Below are 19,735 nucleotides of genomic sequence, written 5' to 3' on the forward strand. Positions count from 1 at the left end.
ATAAAATAAATTAACCTAAAATTTAAACCGATGAAAAAATATTTACTATTTCTTATTTTCTCTTTATTGATTTCCTGCAATAATGATGACAATTCTTCAGCTAATAATCGCTTAGAAGGCAAATGGAGCTGGATTAAAACATCTGGAGGATTTGGCGGTCCTGGTTATCCGGAAGCATCAAGCCAAAAAATCGTAATTGAAATCTCAAATACTACAATTAAAACCTATGCAAACGGAACTCTGATTAAAGATCAAAAGTATTTTATCCGCACCAAAGAATCAATTTTTGGCGGCAATAAAAAAATGATAGTAATTGATAAAGGCAGTTCTATTACGCAAGAAACTTATATAGACCGATCTTATGAAATTAAAGGTAAAAAATTATTTCTGGCAGAAGAATGTCTGGATTGTTCAACATCTGAATATGACCGAATAAAATAGTAATTGTGAATTGTTAACTCGCAGCTCATAATTAACAATTAACAACTATTTCGTAATTTCGTATTTAAGAGAACTTTAGGTTCTCTTTTTTTATTTAATAATTTTCTAAAACCTTCAAAAATGAATATCTTAATCGTATACTCTCATCCAAGCAAAAAGTCCTATACATTTCAGGTTTTAGAACAATTAAAATCTGCTGTAGTAAAACAAAACTGGAACCTTGAAGTTTCAGATTTATACGCTTCAGATTTTCAAAGTGATATGTCTGAAGAAGAATATGAAAGAGAAGGATTTGCAAAACTCAGTCTTCCAATTTCTAAAGACGTTTTAGCTGAACAGGAAAAAATTGCAAAAGCCGATTGTATTATTTTCCTATATCCCGTTTGGTGGAGCGATTGTCCCGCAAAACTAAAAGGCTGGTTTGACCGCGTTTATTCGGTTGGATATGCTTACGGACAAACCGATGATTTTCCGAAAATGAAGACAATTCCGTTTGGACTTGTCATTTGCACCGCCGGGCACCCAAATGCTTTTTTAACCGAAATTGGAATGGCACAAAGTATGGAAACCATAATGCTCGAAGATCGTTTGGGGCAGCGCTTTAAAAATAAAGAAATGCTGATTCTGGGCGGGACTTTAGAGCTGGAAAATGTAATGGAAAATCATTTTTTACAGATTAATGAAGCTATAGCGAAGATTAAAAATTATTTGACCAAAACCCAGCAATAAAAATAAGATACCCATATTATAAAAACAATCCCAAATAATGACAATACAAGAAATTATAGACATTCAAATGTTAGCCTTTAATAATAAATCAATACAAGAAATGATGCCGTTGTATAGTGATGAAATAAAAATTTATAATTTTCAAGACCTTACATTAGCAATTAATGGTAAAAAAGAATGCGAAGAAATGTTTATCAACCTTTTTAAACAATCTCCTGCTATATATGCCGAAGTAATAAAAACCATTTTTTTTGATAACAAAGCAATAGTTCATGAATTTGTATCAGGACGAAATGGAGATGATACTAAAAAAGAGCAAGTAGTCATTTTTGAAATAAAAAATGATAAAATAAACAGAATGGATATAATGAAATAATTAGCAAATAAAATAATGTGATAATTGAAAAATGCAGCGTAAGTATTACCGCAAAGTTTAAATCTAAAATCAAGATCTGTCCGAAATCCCCCTTACAATTGTCTTATAAAAACCTAACTTATTGATTTTTAAAGAATAAATTTGATATATATCTTAAAAATCATAAAAATGAGTATGTCAGATTTTACCACAGCAATAATTGTCAATCAGTCACCAAAGGAAGTTTTTAATGCCGTTACCAATGTGCGCGGCTGGTGGTCTGAAGAAATTGAAGGAAGTACAGCGAAACAAAATGATGGATTTAATTACCATTATGAAGATGTTCACCGCTGTAAAATTAAATTAACAGAAGTAATTCCGAATCAGAAAATTGTCTGGCTGGTTGAAGAAAACTACTTTAAATTCACAGAAGACAAAACGGAATGGACAGGAACAAAACCAACTTTTGAAATTACAGAAAAAGACGGAAAAACAGAACTTCGTTTTACACATTTTGGTTTAAATCAAGAATACGAATGTTTTGAAATATGCCGTGACGCCTGGACAACATACATTCAAAAAAGTTTGAAAAATTTAATCGAAACCGGAAAAGGCAGCCCAAATGCAAGCGGAAAACCTCAAACTGAAAACGAAAAGAAACTATCTCAAAACTAAGAGATTTATTTAGCCCTCGGATTTTACGGATTAAACGGAGTTTCGCTGTTTATTTTTAAATATGCCACAGATTAGAGGATTAAAAAGATTAAAAAAATTGAGTTAATCTTATAATCTGTGGCAAAAAAACTCAGAACCTTAGAATCTTAATCGCTTAGAACCTTAAACTGCATTCGAATTAAGTTTTGAATATCAGTAGTCTTTTAGTAAATTATTTAAAACAAAAACAAGGGTTTCAACTTTAGAATTCAGACAATCTTTTAATTAAAAAATCAGACTAAATAATCTTAATTTTCCTATATTCGTAAGATTAAAAAATTAAAATTATGAATCCCGTTTTAAGGAATATACTGGCTGTTATTGCCGGAATTGTTATTGGAAGTATTGTTAATATGAGTATTATCACAGTAAGTGAATCAATTATTCCACTTCCGGAAGGAGTCGACAATAAAACAATGGAAGGGATTCAAAAAACGATGCATTTATACGAAGCAAAACATTACCTGTTTCCATTTCTGGCGCATACAGCCGGGACTTTTTTGGGCGCAGTTACAACCGCTTTAATTGCAGTTAACCATAAAAAGAAATTAGCTCTTGTTATTGGTGCCTTTTTCCTGTTTGGCGGAATTGTAATGGTCTGCTCACTCCCATCGCCAATGTGGTTTACATTTATAGATTTAGTTTTTGCTTATATCCCAATGGCATATCTGGCTTTGAGATTAGTCTGCAAAAAAAATAAACCATCAATAAAAATCTAATGAAAAAAATTGGTCTCGTAGGCGGTATCAGTTGGGTATCGACTATTGATTACTATAAACTAATTAACGAAGGCGCTAATAAAAAATTAGGCGGACTGCAGTTTGCAGAATGTCTCATTTACTCTGTAAACTTTGGTGATATCCAGGAAAAAACATGGCAAAATTCATTTGATATCTTACTAAATGCTTGTCTAAGTTTGAAAAAAAGCGATGTTGAAGCCATAGTATTATGTGCCAACACTGCACATCTTTATGCAGATCAATTAGAGAAAGAAACCGGATTGCCCCTAATACATATTGGAACCGAAACAGCAAAAGCGATTACGCAAAAAAAACTTACTGCAATTGGGCTTCTGGGAACTTCATTTACAATGGAAATGGATTTTTATAAAGACAAATTAAAAAGTTTTGGAATAAATGTCCTTGTCCCTGAAAATCAAGAAACCCGGGATTATGTACAGTACGTTTTGAAAGAAGAATTAGGCAGAGGAATTATAAATCAGGATTCAAAACAAAAATATATTAAAATTGCAGACGAATTAATTGCACGTGGTGCCGAAGGCATTATTTTGGGCTGTACTGAAATCCCAATGCTTATAGACCAATCTAATTTTTCAGTTCCTGTGTTTGATACCACAAAAATACATGCTGAAGCTATTGTTAATTTCATCCTGTCATAGAAATCAATTAAGATAATAATTTTTATTTGCTTTTTAAGAACGTAATTTTCATAACTTAGTTTGCTGTTTAATCCTTTAAATTATGACTAAGAAAGAAATCGTAGAAAACTTCTTAAAACTTGCTGCAAGCGGATATCCGCATGAAGCTTTTAAGCTTTATGCAGGCGAAAATTTCAGGCATCATAATGTTCATTTTAAAGGTGATGCCCAAACTTTAATGCTGGCAATGGAAGAATCAGCAAGAAAAAATCCAAATAAAATTTTTAAAATTCATCATATCATTGCTGACCACGATCTGGTCGCTGTACATTCGCATTTAAAACAAAATTCAGCTGATTTGGGATTTGTCGTCGTTCACATTTTCAAATTCGAGTCAGGTAAAATTGTCGAACTCTGGGATTTAGGGCAGCCAATTCCGAGTGAAATGATTAATGAAAATGGAATGTTTTGATTAATTGTTAATTATAAATTAATAGCCGAGACTGAAAACTAAAAACTGAGACTAAAAAAATGAACATTAAATACAAAATTCCCGCTTTATTACTTTTGACTTTTCTTTTGTCATACTGCAATTCATCTGCACAAAAAAAAGATGATTATACCGCTAAGATTGACAGTTTGGCTGAACATACAACTTCTCCTATTTTTAATGGTGCTGTTTTGATTTCTAAAAATGGAAAAACATTGTATTCAAAAGCAAAGGGTTTTGCCAATTTTGAAACTAAAAAACCTTTAACAATAAACTCTCAATTTGAAATTATGTCAAACAGCAAGCAAGTCGCTGCGGTTTTACTTTTATTGGAAGTTGAAAAAGGCAAAGTCGATTTACAATCACCAATTAAAAAATATCTTCCTGAATTAACGCAATCCTGGGCAGATTCTGTTACGGTTCATCAGCTTTTAAATCATACACACGGAATTGTCGATTTGCAAAAACCTTTGGCTTTTAAACCCGGAACTCAATTTAGCTACGGAAATTTAAGTTTTAGTCTTACTGGAAAAATTGTTGAATTTACTACCAAAAAAAGTTATGCAGAAGTAGCAAATGCTCTTTTTAGGAAATTAAAAATGAACAATACTTTTTGTTATGCTAAAGATAAAACTCAAAATTTAACTACAGGATATTTTAACTCAAATGGAAAGTTTGAAGCTGTAAAAACTACACAGATTACACCGCAAAGTTTAGGCGCAGACGGAGTTGTTTCTACCGTAAATGATTTATCGGTTTGGAATAATAATCTTCATAAAGGAAAAATCTTAAAGCCAGAAACGTATCAATTAATGCTGAAATATAATATATTGGCACAGCATAATTTCTTCGGAAAAGCAGATGAAGGTTATGGTTACGGTATTAAAATTATTGAGAAAGAAGCCGTAAAATATATAGGACATACTGGTTTAGGCGACGGGTTTTCATCCGTAAATTTATATTTCCCGGAAAGCGGTGTCAGCTTAATAATTTTAGAAAACCAAATGAACGAAAGCCGCGATTTGTTTTATATTTCTGAATTTAAAATCAAAAATATTCTGCTGAAAAGCGATTTAGTACATCAAAAAATAAAAGGCAATGGCAAAGAATAAAACAACAGCAACTGAAAGCAGTGTTATTGATTTTATAAATGCTGTAGACAGCGAAGCAAAAAGAAATGATGCTTTTGAATTGATAAAAATAATGAAGCAAATTACAGGTTTTGAACCTAAAATGTGGGGGCCAAGTATTATTGGTTTTGGATCTTATCATTACAAATATGCCACAGGACATGAAGGCGACGCACCTTTGGCTGCTTTTTCTCCCAGAAAAACCGCAACAACAGTGTATTTTTATTTATCCGAAGAAAAAAGAGAAGAGCTTTTTTTAAACCTGGGAAAATACAAAGTATCAAAAGCATGTATTTACATCAAGAAATTAGCTGATATCAACATCGAAATCTTAAAAAAGATAATTTTACTTTCGATTAAAGAAGTCCAAAATTTATATCCCTCAAAATAAAAATGATCACATTCTTAATTCTATTATTAGTAATAGTACTTATCACTTATAATTTTTTACAACATCCAAAATTTGGAAAAAAACCATCCGGCGAAAGATTAGCTCTAATTGAAAAGTCGCCTCAGTATAAAAACGGAAAATTCGAAAACCAAAGTTTCACGCCAGACCTTGCTGAAGGTGCCAGCTTAATTGGTGTTTTATTTGAATTCATTTTCAAAAAAGTCGATAGAAAAATTCCAGCCGATTTAATTCCGTCAATCAAATCCAATTTGCATGAACTTCCTCCCGATCAGGATGTTTTAGTTTGGTTTGGGCATTCGTCTTATTATATTCAGCTGGAAGGAAAACGATTTTTAATCGATCCTGTTTTTAGCGGTAACGCCTCTCCAATTTCGGGTACTACAAAATCGTTTAAAGGAACAGATATTTATACGGTTGATGATCTTCCTGAAATCGATTATTTACTGCTTACACACGATCATTACGACCATTTAGATTATGAAACGATTCTCAAATTAAAGCCAAAAACCAAAAAAGTAATCACAGCACTTGGCGTTGGTTCGCATTTTGAGTTTTGGGGGTTTCCAACAGAAAATATTATCGAAAAAGACTGGCACGAAAAAATAGAATTAGACGAAAATCTAACGCTTCATACAACGCCGTCAAGACATTTTTCCGGCAGAAGTTTTAAACGCTGCAATACGCTTTGGACATCTTTTGTTTTAGAAAGCAAAGATTTTAAAATGTATTTGGGCGGAGACAGCGGTTATGACAAACATTTCGCAGAAATTGGTGAAAAATTTGGCCCTTTTGATATTGTTTTAATCGATAACGGCCAATATAATAAAAACTGGAAATACATTCATAATATGCCCGAAGATGTTATACAGGCGATGCAGGACCTAAAAGCAAAAAGAGTATTTCCGGTACATTCATCAAAGTTTTCTTTATCACTGCACTCTTGGGATGAGCCATTAATTAAAGTAACAAAACTGAATGCAGATTCAGCAAATCCAATTCCTTTAATTACACCAATGATTGGAGAATTAGTGGAACTGAAAAATGAAAATCAGGAATTTAAACAATGGTGGAAAGGAGTGAGATAATTGTTAATTGTAAATGGTTAATTATAAATTGCTTTAGTTTGTCATTTCGAGGAACGAGAAATCGCACTAGAAATTCCGTATACTAAATCGTCAATCTTTGTCGAATTACTTGTGTGATTTCTCGTTCCTCGAAATGACAAGATTCGCAAAAAACTGTGACTGTGACTGAAAACTAAAAAAAATGAATACTTCAAAATATATAATTCGAAACGCTTTTCCTTCAGAATTTGAAGAAATCGGAAAACTTTTAATTCGTGTTTACTCGCAATTAGAGGGTTTTCCAAAAGAAAACGAACAACCCGTTTATTATAAAATGCTGGCTAATATTGGTGATTTTACCAATCATCAGGAAACAGAACTTTTAGCGGCTGTTGACGACAACAATACTATTCTTGGAGCGGTTGTATTTTTTAATGATATGCAGTATTATGGTTCTGGCGGAACTGCAACTCAGGAAAAAAACTCAGCAGGATTTCGATTATTGGGTGTTGACAATATTGCACGCGGAAAAGGAATTGGTAAACTGCTGACATTAGCATGTATCAAAAAAGCGGCTGAAAACAATCAGAAACAGCTTATTATCCATTCAACACTTGCCATGAAAACAGCATGGAAAATGTATGAGAAACTAGGTTTTAAAAGATCTGAAGATTTAGATTTCATGCAGGGCGAACTGGCGGTATTTGGTTTTAGACTGCCACTCATTTCACAAATTTAACATCTTAAAAACAAAGCCTTGAAGCAAAAAATAACCTTCCTAACAACTGTATTCCTGATAACATGCAATATGTTTTCTCAAAATACCTATGTGTTTTTAGGATCATACAATCGAAATAAAACTGCAGAAGCGATTCAGATATATCAATTAGATACTTTAAACGGAAAACTGATCAAAATAGCCTCGGTAAAAAACATTATAAATCCTTCGTATTTGACTGTTTCGCCAAACGGAAAATATGTTTATGCCTGCACCGATACCAAAACACCAAATGCCGGAAGCGTAAGCAGTTTTGAATTTAATCCCGAAAATAAAAGTCTGACTTTTTTAAACAGCCAGAGAAGCGGCGGCGAAAATCCAGTTTATGTTACGGTTCATAAAAGCGGAAAATGGATTGCAAATGCTAATTATACAGAAGGAAGTGTTTCAGTTTATCCTCTTTTAGAAAATGGAAAAATCGATTCAATTGCACAAAATTTTCAATATACAGACGGAAGTATACACAAGGAAAGGCAAACAAGATCTCATGTTCATTCGGCAGTTTTTTCGCCTCAATTCGATTATCTATTTTTACCCGATTTAGGCGCCGATAAAATTCGCTGTTATGCCTTTGATGAAAATAAAAAACAGCCTTTAACCGAAGCTCAATCTCCATTTACAAAAACTGATTTAGAGGCCGGACCTAGACATTTTACTTTTCATCCCAATCAAAAATTTGGTTATTGTATTGAAGAAATGGCGGGGCAGATAAGTGTTTATAATTATGAAAATGGAGTTTTAAATAAAATCCAGCGCATTGCGACGCATATCAATAAAATAAAAGAAGGTTTTGAGAGTTCAGATATTCATATTTCGCCAGACGGAAAGTTTCTGTATGCTGCAAATCGAGGGAAAGAAAATAACATTGCTATCTTTTCAATTAACGAAAATGGATTATTGAAAAACGTAGGTTATCAATCTACTTTAGGTAAACATCCGAGAGTTTTTGCCATTGACGAAACCGGAAATTTTTTAGTTGCCACTAATGTAAATACCGGAAATATTATTGTTTTTAGAAGAAATCCTAAAACAGGATTATTGAAGAAGACAGGAAAAGAAATTAAAATGGAAAACGTTTCGTGTGTACAGATTAGACAGATTTGATGGCTTAATGGCACACGGATTTTACTGATTGAAACGGGTTTACGCAGCTTTTTGTCATTTCGACTGAAAGGAGAAATCGCACAAGTAATTCCGCAACGAGAACCGCCAATCTTTGTCGATTTACGAGTGCGATTTCTCCTTTCAGTCGAAATGACAAAAAAAATCCTTTTTAATCCTTTTAATCTGTGGTAAAAAAAGAACTAACCATAAAAAACGCTATAAAATGACATTATCAAATTTCAACTTACAGCCCGATTTTTTAGAAGACCAAATTGTAAAATTGATTCCTCTTGAGGAAAATCATTTTGAAGAACTTTATAAAGCTGCTTCAGATCCTTTAATTTGGGAACAGCACCCAATGAAAGACCGCTATAAAAAAGATGTTTTTAAAACTTTTTTTGAAACTGCAATAGATTCAAAAGGTTCGTTTTTAATTCTGGATAAACATACCAATGAAATTATGGGAACCACGCGTTATTACGATTATAATCCCGAAAAATCGAGTGTTGCCATTGGATATACTTTTCTATCCAGAAAATACTGGGGCGGCCCGTATAATAAATCCTGCAAAAAGTTATTGATCGATTACGCTTTTCAGTATGTTGATTCAATACTTTTTCATATTGGAGCAGAGAATTTCCGTTCGCAAAAAGCTGTTTTAAAACTTGGTGCAGAAAAAGTAAATACTATGGTTTTTACGAATAATGGTGTAAGTCTGCCGCACTTTGAATATGAACTAAAAAAGTAATAGTTTGCAGTCGCAGTTATCAGTGACAGTTTTACAAGTATTTTTAATTCATAATTTTTAATTTTTAATTCAACTAGCAACATGAAAAGAATAACCGTTTTCTGCGGATCAAGTTTTGGCACCGAAGAAATCTATAAAGAACAAGCCGAATTATTGGGAAAAATTTTAGCCAAACAAAATATCGCTCTAGTTTATGGCGGAGCAAATGTTGGTTTAATGGGTGCTGTTGCGGATGGTGCTTTGAGTGAAAACGGAACTGTAATTGGTGTTCTACCCAATTTTTTAAGATCAAAAGAAATCGCACATCTGGGTTTAACCGAATTGATTTTGGTAGAAAGCATGCATGAGCGCAAAACCAAAATGAATGATTTATGCGACGGTGTAATCGCACTTCCGGGTGGTTTTGGGACTCTGGAAGAACTTTTCGAAATGCTGACCTGGGCGCAGTTAGGATTACATAAAAAGCCAATCGCAATTTTAAACATCAACGGATTCTATGATTCGCTTTTAGAGTTGCTTCAAACCATGAGTAAAAAAGGTTTATTGAAAGAAGCTAATCAAAAAATGCTTTTGGTAAGCGATGATATTGAGGACTTATTAAACCAAATGGAAAATTATATTCCGCCAACGGTTGGAAAATGGATTGATAAGAAAAATATATAAATCATAATTATATATATTCGCCGTCAAAAATATTCAACCAAAACAAACATGAAGAAAATTACATTTTTATTTTTTACAATCGTTCTTATCACTTTAAAAACATCAGCACAGGATTCAAAAGTTAAATTCGGAATACAAGGAGGTTTAAACTATTCCAGTCTTAGAGGCTATGACGGTTTTGTAGACGACAATCCCGGCTTTGCTTATTTATTTGGGTTTTCTTTTCAACATGAAATCCAAGAAAACTTATCTATAAAAGTTGATTTTAATTATGAGAGAAAAACGCAGATTTCGAAAAGTACAATTAGTTTAATAGACAATGCAGAATCACCATTACCAATTGAACAAAGTATTTATAAATCTAAAACCACAACATATTTAAATTATATTGTACTTCCGATTATGATAAAGTATAATTTCTCAAATGATAAAAGTTTTTACATAAATGGCGGACCTTATTTAGGTTATTTACTTAAATCCGGAATAAAATCAGAGAGTAATGCCCCCTCTATATATAATGGAGACGTAGAAGATACCAAAAATAGAAAATCATTAGATTATGGTATTTCTGCCGGAATTGGAAAAGAATTTAAACTTAACGAAAATCATAATTTTTATATCGAATTAAGAGAGAATTTAGGATTAGCAAATATTGCTAAAGGCGAGGTTATGAATGGCGGTACTATAAAAACAAACTCGCTGAATTTATTAGCCGGATTTACATTTTAATTCATTTTTATCATTTTTCCTACAACAATTTCATAAATTAGAGGTTTCAAGAAAAAGAAGGAAGTTAAACTAACTTCTCAAATTTAACTTATAACATCTAACGTTGAAAAATGAAACCAGAAAACAACAAATTTGCAAAAGCCGAAATGCTGATTAGAAAACCTGTTTCAGAAGTTTTTCAGGCTTTTATTGATCCGGAAATTACGAGTAAATTTTGGTTTACAAAAGGTTCAGGAAGATTAGAAGAAAATCAAAAAACCGAATGGACTTGGGAAATGTATGGTTTTTCGCTTTCGGTTAAAACATTAGTTATACAGGAAAATAAAAAGATTGTTATTGAATGGGGAAATCCTGATGAAACAACTTTAGTAGAATGGATTTTTACCCCGTTAAACGAAAATGAAACTTTTGTAAGCATTACAAACTCAGGTTTAAAAGGAGATTCAGATAAAATTATCGACCAAGTCCGCAATTCTACCGAAGGTTTCACGTTAGTTTTAGCTGGAGCAAAAGCATATTTGGAGCATAAATTACAGCTAAATTTAGTTTTAGATAGATTTCCAAAAGGACTGGCATAAAAAGTTTCAGGTTTCAGGTTTCTTTAGTTTCAAGTTCTCTACAGCAGCCTGAAACTTGAAACATGAAACAAAAAAACAAAACTTATGGATACAAAAAAACCCAAAAATATCGACGAATACATTGGTGCATTCCCCAATGACGTTCAGGAAATTTTAGAAAAAGTTAGAATGACGATTCAGAAAGCAGCACCAGATGCCAAAGAAAAAATCAGTTATTCTATGTCGGCTTTTGAACAAAACGGAATCTTGGTTTATTTTGCTGCATTTAAAAATCATATCGGATTGTATGCTTTGCCAGGCGGTCATGAAGCTTTTGCTGCGGAACTTTCTAAATATAAATCTGGAAAAGGTTCCGTTCAGTTTCCTTTAAAAGAAAAAATGCCGTACGATTTAATCACCAAAATTGTAAAGTTTAGAGTGAAAGAAAATCTGGAAAAAGCGAAAAAGAAATAACCCGAATGAGTTTAGCAGAACATTACAATCAACTTTATAAAACTTCTTCTGAAGCTATTTTAAACAGAAATTACAGTTTAGATTCCAAAATAAATAATCGTTCAGATTCCCGCTTTGGCATTACGTTTCTCCTCCGCCCAAGCGAAAAAATAAAAACCAATATTCAGTTGTTTTTAAAAGAATTAAAAGCTGTTGAACCTAACCAATATTATTATCCTGATTCTGATATTCATATTACGGTAATGTCGATAATTTCCTGTTATGAAAGTTTTAGTTTAGATAAAATTAATGTCGAAGATTATATTAACATAATCCAAAATAGTTTAGCTGATTTGGGCGAAATCAAAATCGAATTTCGCGGCGTTACGGCATCAAATTCTGCAATAATGATTCAGGGATTTCCTTCAGGTGAAACTTTGAATAATTTAAGAAATAAACTTCGGGAGAATTTTAGAAATTCAACTTTAGAACAAAGTATCGACAGCCGATATTCTATTTCTACAGCACATTCAACGGTAATGCGTTTTACAGAAGAGCTTCAAAATCCTAAGGAATTAATTGAAGTTGTTGAGCAATTTCGGGATTATACTTTTGGAGAATTCACAGCCGATAAACTGGAATTAGTTTTTAATGATTGGTATCAAAGAGCAGAAAACACAATTCACTTAGAAGATTTTCTAATAAATTAAATAACCACGAATTTCACTAATTTCCACGAATTAAAAATAAAAATTAGTGAAAATTAGTGAAATTCGTGGCAAACTTATTTTTTAAAAGTTCCAAAATGCCATAAAACCCCAGATGGATCGTGCAGAAAACATTCACTTCCCCAATCTAAATGGCGTGTTGGTGTTAGTTTTACGCCATATTTTTCAGTTAAGTTTAAAGCTAAAAGTTCCTTATAATAACGATCAGCATCATCTACTTCAAGAAAAATCATTGTGTTTTCAATCCAATTTTTATCGTAATAATCTTGTAGATAAAAGGCAGTTTCTCCTGATTTAAAAACAGAAAAATTAGATTCTAAAACTATTTCTTCAAATCCTAAATCGCGATAAAAACTTCTTGAAACTTCAAAGTTTTTTGCTCCAATAAATGGCCGGATTGATTTTATATTATGATTCATCTTTATTGTTTCTTGAAATTATTTATCAAACCCAAGCTGCTTTCGTAAATCTAAATTCAAACTGTACTGTTCCTGAACCGGAATTATTTTTCGTGTATTTTTATTGATATCACTTCCTTCGGCTGTCCATAAAAACGGATAAAAATTGAATACTTCATCGCCTTTTAATTTAGAAACTTCTGTTCTCCAGTCCTTCCATCTGTTGCCTTCATAAAACTTATCTAAATCATTACTAAAACAAAATCCTAAAAACTCAGAATATGTAATATCTAGCGGTTCAAACTCCAGATTATCAGGAGAAAAATAATAAATTTTCCCTGCGTCAGTTCCTAATCCTCCTCCATTTAAAAAATAAAAACCGCCAATTGCATCATCTGCAATTAATAAAAAAGCTGGAGTTTCGCCAAACTCATTAAATGATTTTCCTTTGTTCCAATCAGGCAGCGAACGATTAAATCTTGCACTTCCAGAACCTAAAATTCTAATCCAGCCGTCATCAACTAAAATCCCTCCGGTATTAAAAATAACTGCTCCCATTGTCGAACGCGTTGTAACCTGAGTTTTGTACAAAGCATCTTTTGCCTTTAATGCATCGACCGGTAAAATCTCCACTTTATTTGTTGCCGTTTTAATCCAGTCTTCTACCAGAGTCCAGCCCGTATCTGCTTTATCTATAAGTTCTTCGGCTTTTTTCATTTTGTTTTGTGCAGTCGCTGCAAAAGTTAAAAATGTCAGTACAATTAACGGAAACTTTGGTATCATTTAATGGCTTATAATTATTTAAATCTAACCCTTCTTCAAAATACTTCCTAAACCTCGCCCAATCTGCTCGATTGCTTCCAAGCTTTTGGTTAATGGTGTGGCAGTAAAATCTTCATAGGCGTCCATAGAGCTGATTTTTCGATCGTCTTGTGGATAAACCAGAATGATATTATTATTGTTGAAGAATTTTTCGAATTTTTGAGGTAGTCTGTCAAAAATAGAATGATACGAAACCGAACCTTTTCGGGATAAATTGAAAACAATTAAATCAGTTTCACGAATTTCGTCTGAAATCGATTCAAAATCATCCCATTCTATTACACTTTTAAAACCTAATTTAGCATTCAATCGAAGATTATTAGCAATCTGCTGAATGGTTTGATGCGTTTTATATTCGGCATAAACAACAATCGGAATACTTAGTTCTTGTGATAACCTGCATATTTTCTGCAATAAAAGCTGAAATCCAATTCCTCTTTCTGAAAATGGCGGGCAGATAAATACCAGTCTTTTATCTTCAATAAATGTTTTTTGAAATCTGCTGATAAACAAACTTTTGTCAACATTGTTTATGATTGAATCTACATTTTCTCCAAAAATTTTATCCAGGAAACCTGTTTTCCTTGGCCAGCCTACAATCACAATATCTGACATTATTTCTTTAGAAGTTCTCGCAATTCCACTCGCCGGATTATGGTCGATTCTTGCGATTGTATTTATTTTTACTTCAGATGCCGAACCTTGGATTACAAATTTATCAACCGCTTTTCGATATTTTAAAATATTCTTTTCAGCCTGATCGTTATTTGGCACAATCGTTAAAAGCGTTACAGGATTCGACGATTTCTTATCTTTTATTAAAAGGGCAAAATCCAGCAGACTCGCTGCGGCAGAAGTTTTTGCTAATGGAATTAAAATATGCTCGTCTAAAATTTGATCTTTATCTGTGTTTGTATGCGAAATTTCTTCTTCGCAGATGGCTATTTTCTTCGCTGCTTTTTCGGTTGCAAAAGAGGCTACGATACAAGTAATCAGAATTAAAATAATAGTTCCGTTTAAGATATTTTCATCCAGGATTTTAGCTTTAAAACCCACTAAAATTACGGCAAGAGTTGCGGCGGCGTGCGCACTGCTCAAACCAAAAATAAGCTGTCTTTCGGTTTTGCTGTATTTAAAAACGACTTGTGTAAAAAAAGCTGCAATCCATTTTCCAAAAATAGCCACAACACTCAAAGTTCCGGCAACAATTAAAGCAGTTGGTCCGCTTAAAATCACGCTTATATCAACCAGCATTCCAACAGAAATCAGGAAAAACGGAATAAATAATGAGTTTCCTATAAATTCAATTCGGTTCATTAAAGCCGATGACTGCGGAATTAAAGGGTTTAATGCTAAACCGGCAACGAAAGCGCCAATAATAGGCTCTACTCCTGCCGCTTCTGCCAAAAAGGCGGCAAAGAAAACTACAGAAAGAACAAAAATATAATGGGCGTGTTTTTCACTTTCCAGTTTTTTGAAAAACCATTTGGCAATTCTCGGAATCAATAAAAACATAATGGCAGAGAAAATTGCCAATGAAACCCCCAATTTAATCCAAAAAGCCTGATTTAAACTTCCCTGACTGCTTCCCATAATTACGGCCAGGATAATCAAAACGGCTGTATCTGTTAAAATAGTTCCGCCAACGGTAATGGCAACAGCCTGATTTTTTGCAATTCCGAGTTTGCTCACAATTGGATAAGCTACCAAAGTATGAGTCGCAAACATACTCGCTGTTAAAAAACTGGCATTAAAATCGTATTGCAGTAAATAAAAACAAACCGGAAAACCTATTGAAAGCGGAAGAATAAATGTAAAAAATCCGAATAATAAACTCTTGTTTCTATTGGCTTTAAACTCATTCATATCTAATTCCAGACCCGCAATAAACATAATGTACAAAAGCCCGATTGTCGAAAATAAATCAACGGCAGAGTTTTTAGCCAAAATATTAAGTCCATGAGGTCCAATGATAACTCCCGAAATAATCAAACCAATAATTCCCGGAATATTTATTTTTTTAAGTAAAATGGGCGACAGCAGAATAATAAAAAGTATTAAAGAGAAAATCAATACTGGGTTGCTGAGAGGTAATTCAAATTCGTGTAAAAAATGCTTGAAAAATTCTATCATAATATAATTTTATCTTTTTATGGTATTCTAAATTTTCGTAAAAAGACATTGGTAGAATTAAAACGAAATCATCTAAAGTTTCGGTTAATTTTCAATTTTGGGCAATTAAAAGAAACAGCAGATTTTGATAGTTGCATCTTTACAAAAATACCGAAAAAAGATTAACTTTTTTATGAAAACCCCATATTAAGATATTAAATTTATTTCGTTGCCGAATTAATAAAATTTAATATCTTTTTTAACAAATACGCAAGATTAACATTCAAAATTAATCCTTCATTGCATTATTCAATTATCTTTGTCTTAACAAAAATTGAACAATGGAAGAATGTATCTCTGTTTTTGATATGCTTAAAATTGGCGTTGGCCCTTCTAGCTCACATACTTTAGGTCCGTGGAGAGCCGCCGAACGTTTTTTAGAAGAGTTAAAAAATGAATCGATTTTAGATCAGGTTAAACGTGTAAAAGTCGATTTGTATGGATCTCTTTCCCTGACAGGAAAAGGTCATGCTACCGATCTGTCTGTTATGCTTGGCCTAAGCGGTCAGGATCCTGAATATATTCCGGTTGAAAATATTGCCGGAATCGTTAAAACTATTGAAGATACAAACGAGATCAATCTCGCAAATGAATATAAAATCCCATTTTATTTTCTTCAGGATATTGTTTTCAATAAAGATTTTCTTCCTTTCCATGCAAATGGGTTAAAATTTACGGCTTATAAAAATGACGATTCTGAATATGAATCTACCTTTTATTCTATTGGCGGCGGATTTGTGGTAAAAGAAGAACGTGAAAATGCCAAAATTAAAGAAGTTATAAAATGTGCTTTCCCGTTTCCGATTCAAAATGCGGTTGAGCTTTTAAATTATACGGTTTCTGAAAACAAATCGATTTCTGAGATTGTTTACGAAAACGAAAAATCAATGCGTTCTGAAGAAGTAATTCATTCAGAATTAATGCGTATTTGGAATACAATGCTCGAATGCATGTACATTGGCTGTCATTCTGAAGGAATTCTTCCGGGCGGATTACATGTTCGCCGACGCGCTTTTGATATGCATCAAAATCTAATTGGTCTTTCTAATTATACTGATCCGCAGTCGTGGCTGGAAGAAATTAGAAAAACGGAGGTTAAATTTCGTCAGATTCTAAAATGGGTAAGTTGTTTTGCATTGGCTGTAAATGAAGTAAACGCTTCGTTAGGCCGTGTCGTTACAGCTCCAACAAACGGAAGTGCGGGCGTTATTCCGGCAGTTTTAATGTATTATATGGTTATTGAAAACCATGATGCAGGCGAAAAAGAGATCAAACAATTTTTGATGGTTGCCGGCGAAATTGGAAGTATCTTTAAAAAAGGTTCTACAATTTCTGCTGCAATGGGCGGTTGTCAGGCAGAGATTGGCGTTTCGTCATCGATGGCGGCAGCGGCTCTTTGTGAATTAATGGGCGGTACTCCGGCTCAGGTTTTAATGGCTGCCGAAATTGCAATGGAACATCATCTTGGTTTAACCTGCGACCCAATTGGCGGTTTAGTTCAGATTCCGTGTATAGAGCGAAACACAATGGGCGCCATCAAAGCCATAAATGCTGCTGAACTGGCTCTTGAAACCGATTCTAAAAATGCTAAAGTGCCTTTAGATAAAGTAATAGATACCATGTGGCAAACGGCAAAAGACATGAATTCTAAATACAAAGAAACCTCAGAAGGCGGGCTTGCCATTGCGGTAAACATGGCAGATTGCTAAACATATATTTTTTTGCCGCAGATTAAACGGATTAAAATGGTTTTTTCACGCAGATTTAAGCAGATTTTATTTAAAATTAAATCTGCTTATTTTTTAAAACCTGTATAAAATAAAAAATCTGTAAAAATCCTTTTAATCTGTGGCAAAAAAAACTCAAAACAACTTAATTCAGTGTCCGAAAAAGCTTTCATTGAAAAATATGGAACTTATATCGATGCTTCGATAAAATCACTGCATAATTATTCTATCATAATGGAGGACAGTCAGTTTAGATTAGAGTTTAAAGATGGGAAGCTTTTTTCTGTCGAAATAATCTTTTATTGCTGATTCCCCTTTTACAATTATTCAATACTTTTACATTATCAAAAAAAAATAAAATGTCAGTAGCAAAAAAAGATTATAAAAGAATCACAACAAAGTCATTAATTGAAATGAAAAGCAACGGAGAAAAAATCTCTATGCTTACGGCGTATGATTATACAATGGCTAAAATTGTTGATACCGCAGGAGTCGATGTGATTTTAGTGGGAGATTCTGCTTCAAATGTTATGGCGGGCCACGAAACGACTCTGCCAATTACTTTAGATCAAATGATTTATCACGCTTCGTCTGTAGTTCGCGCTGTAGAAAGAGGTTTGGTTGTAGTTGATTTACCTTTTGGGAGTTACCAGTCTGATCCTAAAGAAGCTTTGCGTTCTGCCATTAGAATTATGAAAGAAAGCGGCGGACATGCTGTAAAATTAGAAGGCGGGAAAGAAATTAAAGAATCTATCAAAAAAATATTAAACGCAGGAATTCCGGTTATGGGACATTTGGGTTTAACACCTCAGTCTATCTATAAATTTGGAACGTACAGCGTTCGTGCAAAAGAAGAACAAGAGGCCGAAAAATTAATTGAAGATGCTAAAATGCTTGAAAAAGTAGGCTGTTTTGGTGTTGTTCTTGAAAAAATCCCTGCAGATTTAGCCGAAAAAGTGGCTAAAAGTATTTCGATTCCGGTAATTGGTATTGGTGCCGGAGGCGGTGTTGACGGACAAGTTTTAGTTATACACGATATGTTAGGAATGAATAATGAATTCAGCCCGCGTTTCTTACGTCGTTATTTAAATTTATACGAAGAAATGACAAAAGCAATTGGTCAATATGCTGCTGATGTTAAATCTAGTGATTTTCCTAATGCTGGAGAACAATATTAGTTTTTTTTTAAGATGCTAAGTTGCTAAGGTTCTGAGATGCTAAGTTTTTTTTAGGTGCAAAGGCTCTAAGGTTTCTTTTTTAAGAACAAAGACTCAAAATAACAAAGGAGCAAAGGCTTTTTAAAATTCAAAAAATTAATTGCCTCCAGCTTTAGCTGGAGGTATTTTTTAAGCTTCATTGAAAGGCTTTAGCCAAACTTTTTCCAATCTACAATCAGAAATCTAAAATCTAAAATTCCCCATACGTCTAAAATGAAAATAGTTTCTAATAAAGAAAATTTACAAATTCTTCATGAAGACAATCACATTATTGTGGTTAACAAGCGCGTTGGCGATATTGTACAAGGTGATAAAACAGGCGATAAACCTTTATCTGATGTTGTAAAAGAATACATAAAAGACAAATACAATAAACCCGGCGATGTTTTTCTGGGAGTAATTCATCGTTTAGACCGTCCTACAACCGGAATTGTGGTTTTTGCCAGAACCAGCAAGGCATTATCCCGAATGAACGAATTGTTCAGTAATCGTGAAACTAAAAAAACGTATTGGGCTGTTGTCAAGAATAAACCTGTTGAAACAGCTGCTAAATTGGTTCATTATTTAAAAAGAAACGAAAAAAACAATACTTCAAAAGCACATTTAAAAGAAGTTCCGGACAGTAAATTAGCAAGTCTGGATTATAAAATAATCAAAGAGCTTCAAAATTATACGGCTCTGGAAATCAATCTTCATACGGGGCGTCATCATCAAATTCGTGCGCAGTTGTCTGCAATTGGTTCCCCGATAAAAGGCGATTTAAAATATGGTGCAGACAGAAGTAATCCTGACGGAGGAATTCATCTTCATGCCAGAAAACTGGTTTTTGTTCATCCTGTTTCAAAAGAAAACATCACAATCATTGCTCCAACTCCGGACGAAACGATTTGGAATGCCGTCTGATTTTTATGATTAAATTGTTAATT

At 33.3% G+C, this 19,735-nt stretch carries 24 protein-coding genes; 21 read left to right on the forward strand and 3 right to left on the reverse strand.

What is annotated here, in order from left to right; translation table 11 throughout:
- The first annotated feature begins 30 nt into the window (after nucleotides 1-30).
- The 18 genes from AABD74_RS20345 (at nucleotide 31) to AABD74_RS20430 (ending at nucleotide 12,455) form a co-directional block, all read left to right on the forward strand.
- Entirely contained in the window at nucleotides 31-441 is a 411-nt protein-coding gene (locus AABD74_RS20345) for a hypothetical protein (protein WP_406844109.1), read from the forward strand.
- A gap of 120 nt (nucleotides 442-561) precedes the next feature.
- Nucleotides 562-1,170 (forward strand): NAD(P)H-dependent oxidoreductase, encoded by a 609-nt coding sequence (locus AABD74_RS20350; protein WP_406844110.1) that lies wholly within the window; start codon nucleotides 562-564, stop codon nucleotides 1,168-1,170.
- 37 nt (nucleotides 1,171-1,207) lie between these two features.
- Complete coding sequence (locus AABD74_RS20355) at nucleotides 1,208-1,546, forward strand: nuclear transport factor 2 family protein (protein WP_406844111.1); 339 nt, start codon at nucleotides 1,208-1,210, stop codon at nucleotides 1,544-1,546.
- Nucleotides 1,547-1,714: 168 nt separating this feature from the next.
- Entirely contained in the window at nucleotides 1,715-2,200 is a 486-nt protein-coding gene (locus AABD74_RS20360; protein ID WP_232679439.1) for an SRPBCC domain-containing protein, read from the forward strand.
- A gap of 326 nt (nucleotides 2,201-2,526) precedes the next feature.
- Nucleotides 2,527-2,958: a hypothetical protein gene (locus AABD74_RS20365; RefSeq protein ID WP_406844112.1), complete on the forward strand. Its 432-nt coding sequence runs from the start codon at nucleotides 2,527-2,529 to the stop codon at nucleotides 2,956-2,958.
- Nucleotides 2,958-3,638, forward strand: a complete 681-nt coding sequence (locus AABD74_RS20370; RefSeq protein WP_406844113.1) for an aspartate/glutamate racemase family protein — start codon at nucleotides 2,958-2,960, stop codon at nucleotides 3,636-3,638. The genes AABD74_RS20365 and AABD74_RS20370 overlap by 1 nt, the downstream gene beginning before the upstream one ends.
- Before the next feature lie 82 nt (nucleotides 3,639-3,720).
- A complete protein-coding gene (locus AABD74_RS20375) occupies nucleotides 3,721-4,089 on the forward strand; it encodes an ester cyclase (protein WP_232679434.1) in 369 nt (122 codons plus the stop codon).
- Nucleotides 4,090-4,148: 59 nt separating this feature from the next.
- The gene (locus tag AABD74_RS20380) at nucleotides 4,149-5,219 is read left to right on the forward strand and encodes a serine hydrolase domain-containing protein (RefSeq protein ID WP_406844114.1); all 1,071 of its coding nucleotides are present in this window, start codon (nucleotides 4,149-4,151) and stop codon (nucleotides 5,217-5,219) included.
- Nucleotides 5,206-5,628, forward strand: coding sequence for a DUF1801 domain-containing protein (locus AABD74_RS20385; protein WP_406844115.1), 423 nt, complete (start codon nucleotides 5,206-5,208; stop codon nucleotides 5,626-5,628). Before AABD74_RS20380 ends, AABD74_RS20385 begins: the two co-directional genes overlap by 14 nt.
- A gap of 2 nt (nucleotides 5,629-5,630) precedes the next feature.
- Nucleotides 5,631-6,734 (forward strand): MBL fold metallo-hydrolase, encoded by a 1,104-nt coding sequence (locus AABD74_RS20390; protein ID WP_406844116.1) that lies wholly within the window; start codon nucleotides 5,631-5,633, stop codon nucleotides 6,732-6,734.
- A 181-nt stretch (nucleotides 6,735-6,915) separates the two neighbouring features.
- Complete coding sequence (locus AABD74_RS20395) at nucleotides 6,916-7,452, forward strand: GNAT family N-acetyltransferase (RefSeq protein WP_406844117.1); 537 nt, start codon at nucleotides 6,916-6,918, stop codon at nucleotides 7,450-7,452.
- Between the two features lie 18 nt (nucleotides 7,453-7,470).
- On the forward strand, nucleotides 7,471-8,595 hold the full coding sequence (locus tag AABD74_RS20400; protein WP_406844118.1) for a lactonase family protein: 1,125 nt from the start codon (nucleotides 7,471-7,473) through the stop codon (nucleotides 8,593-8,595).
- A 223-nt stretch (nucleotides 8,596-8,818) separates the two neighbouring features.
- Nucleotides 8,819-9,343, forward strand: a complete 525-nt coding sequence (locus AABD74_RS20405) for a GNAT family N-acetyltransferase (RefSeq protein ID WP_406844119.1) — start codon at nucleotides 8,819-8,821, stop codon at nucleotides 9,341-9,343.
- An 81-nt stretch (nucleotides 9,344-9,424) separates the two neighbouring features.
- Nucleotides 9,425-10,006 carry a TIGR00730 family Rossman fold protein gene (locus tag AABD74_RS20410; RefSeq protein ID WP_406844120.1) on the forward strand — a complete coding sequence of 194 codons (582 nt, stop codon included), beginning with the start codon at nucleotides 9,425-9,427 and terminating at the stop codon, nucleotides 10,004-10,006.
- 48 nt (nucleotides 10,007-10,054) lie between these two features.
- A complete protein-coding gene (locus AABD74_RS20415) occupies nucleotides 10,055-10,735 on the forward strand; it encodes a porin family protein (protein WP_406844121.1) in 681 nt (226 codons plus the stop codon).
- A gap of 110 nt (nucleotides 10,736-10,845) precedes the next feature.
- Nucleotides 10,846-11,313: an SRPBCC family protein gene (locus AABD74_RS20420; protein ID WP_406844122.1), complete on the forward strand. Its 468-nt coding sequence runs from the start codon at nucleotides 10,846-10,848 to the stop codon at nucleotides 11,311-11,313.
- An 84-nt stretch (nucleotides 11,314-11,397) separates the two neighbouring features.
- Nucleotides 11,398-11,766, forward strand: a complete 369-nt coding sequence (locus tag AABD74_RS20425; protein WP_406844123.1) for an iron chaperone — start codon at nucleotides 11,398-11,400, stop codon at nucleotides 11,764-11,766.
- Between the two features lie 5 nt (nucleotides 11,767-11,771).
- Nucleotides 11,772-12,455 carry a 2'-5' RNA ligase family protein gene (locus AABD74_RS20430; RefSeq protein ID WP_406844124.1) on the forward strand — a complete coding sequence of 228 codons (684 nt, stop codon included), beginning with the start codon at nucleotides 11,772-11,774 and terminating at the stop codon, nucleotides 12,453-12,455.
- Nucleotides 12,456-12,529: 74 nt separating this feature from the next.
- On the opposite strand, the gene AABD74_RS20435 is transcribed toward AABD74_RS20430, so the two are convergent.
- From AABD74_RS20435 to AABD74_RS20445, 3 genes are read right to left on the reverse strand one after another with little or no spacing between them, the layout of a single operon-like run.
- A complete protein-coding gene (locus AABD74_RS20435) occupies nucleotides 12,530-12,892 on the reverse strand; it encodes a VOC family protein (RefSeq protein ID WP_232679410.1) in 363 nt (120 codons plus the stop codon).
- Between the two features lie 18 nt (nucleotides 12,893-12,910).
- Entirely contained in the window at nucleotides 12,911-13,654 is a 744-nt protein-coding gene (locus AABD74_RS20440; RefSeq protein WP_406844125.1) for a DUF2625 domain-containing protein, read from the reverse strand.
- 24 nt (nucleotides 13,655-13,678) lie between these two features.
- A complete protein-coding gene (locus AABD74_RS20445; protein WP_406844126.1) occupies nucleotides 13,679-15,826 on the reverse strand; it encodes a cation:proton antiporter in 2,148 nt (715 codons plus the stop codon).
- A 320-nt stretch (nucleotides 15,827-16,146) separates the two neighbouring features.
- Here AABD74_RS20445 and AABD74_RS20450 point away from each other — a divergent pair, with 320 nt between their 5' ends.
- The 3 genes from AABD74_RS20450 (at nucleotide 16,147) to AABD74_RS20460 (ending at nucleotide 19,712) form a co-directional block, all read left to right on the forward strand.
- Complete coding sequence (locus AABD74_RS20450) at nucleotides 16,147-17,574, forward strand: L-serine ammonia-lyase (RefSeq protein WP_406844127.1); 1,428 nt, start codon at nucleotides 16,147-16,149, stop codon at nucleotides 17,572-17,574.
- Nucleotides 17,575-17,951: 377 nt separating this feature from the next.
- On the forward strand, nucleotides 17,952-18,770 hold the full coding sequence (panB, locus tag AABD74_RS20455; RefSeq protein ID WP_232679403.1) for a 3-methyl-2-oxobutanoate hydroxymethyltransferase: 819 nt from the start codon (nucleotides 17,952-17,954) through the stop codon (nucleotides 18,768-18,770).
- Between the two features lie 252 nt (nucleotides 18,771-19,022).
- Entirely contained in the window at nucleotides 19,023-19,712 is a 690-nt protein-coding gene (locus AABD74_RS20460; RefSeq protein ID WP_406844128.1) for an RluA family pseudouridine synthase, read from the forward strand.
- Nucleotides 19,713-19,735 lie beyond the last annotated feature (23 nt).

This window comes from Flavobacterium soyae (assembly GCF_045348165.1).
Classification (GTDB): domain Bacteria; phylum Bacteroidota; class Bacteroidia; order Flavobacteriales; family Flavobacteriaceae; genus Flavobacterium; species Flavobacterium soyae.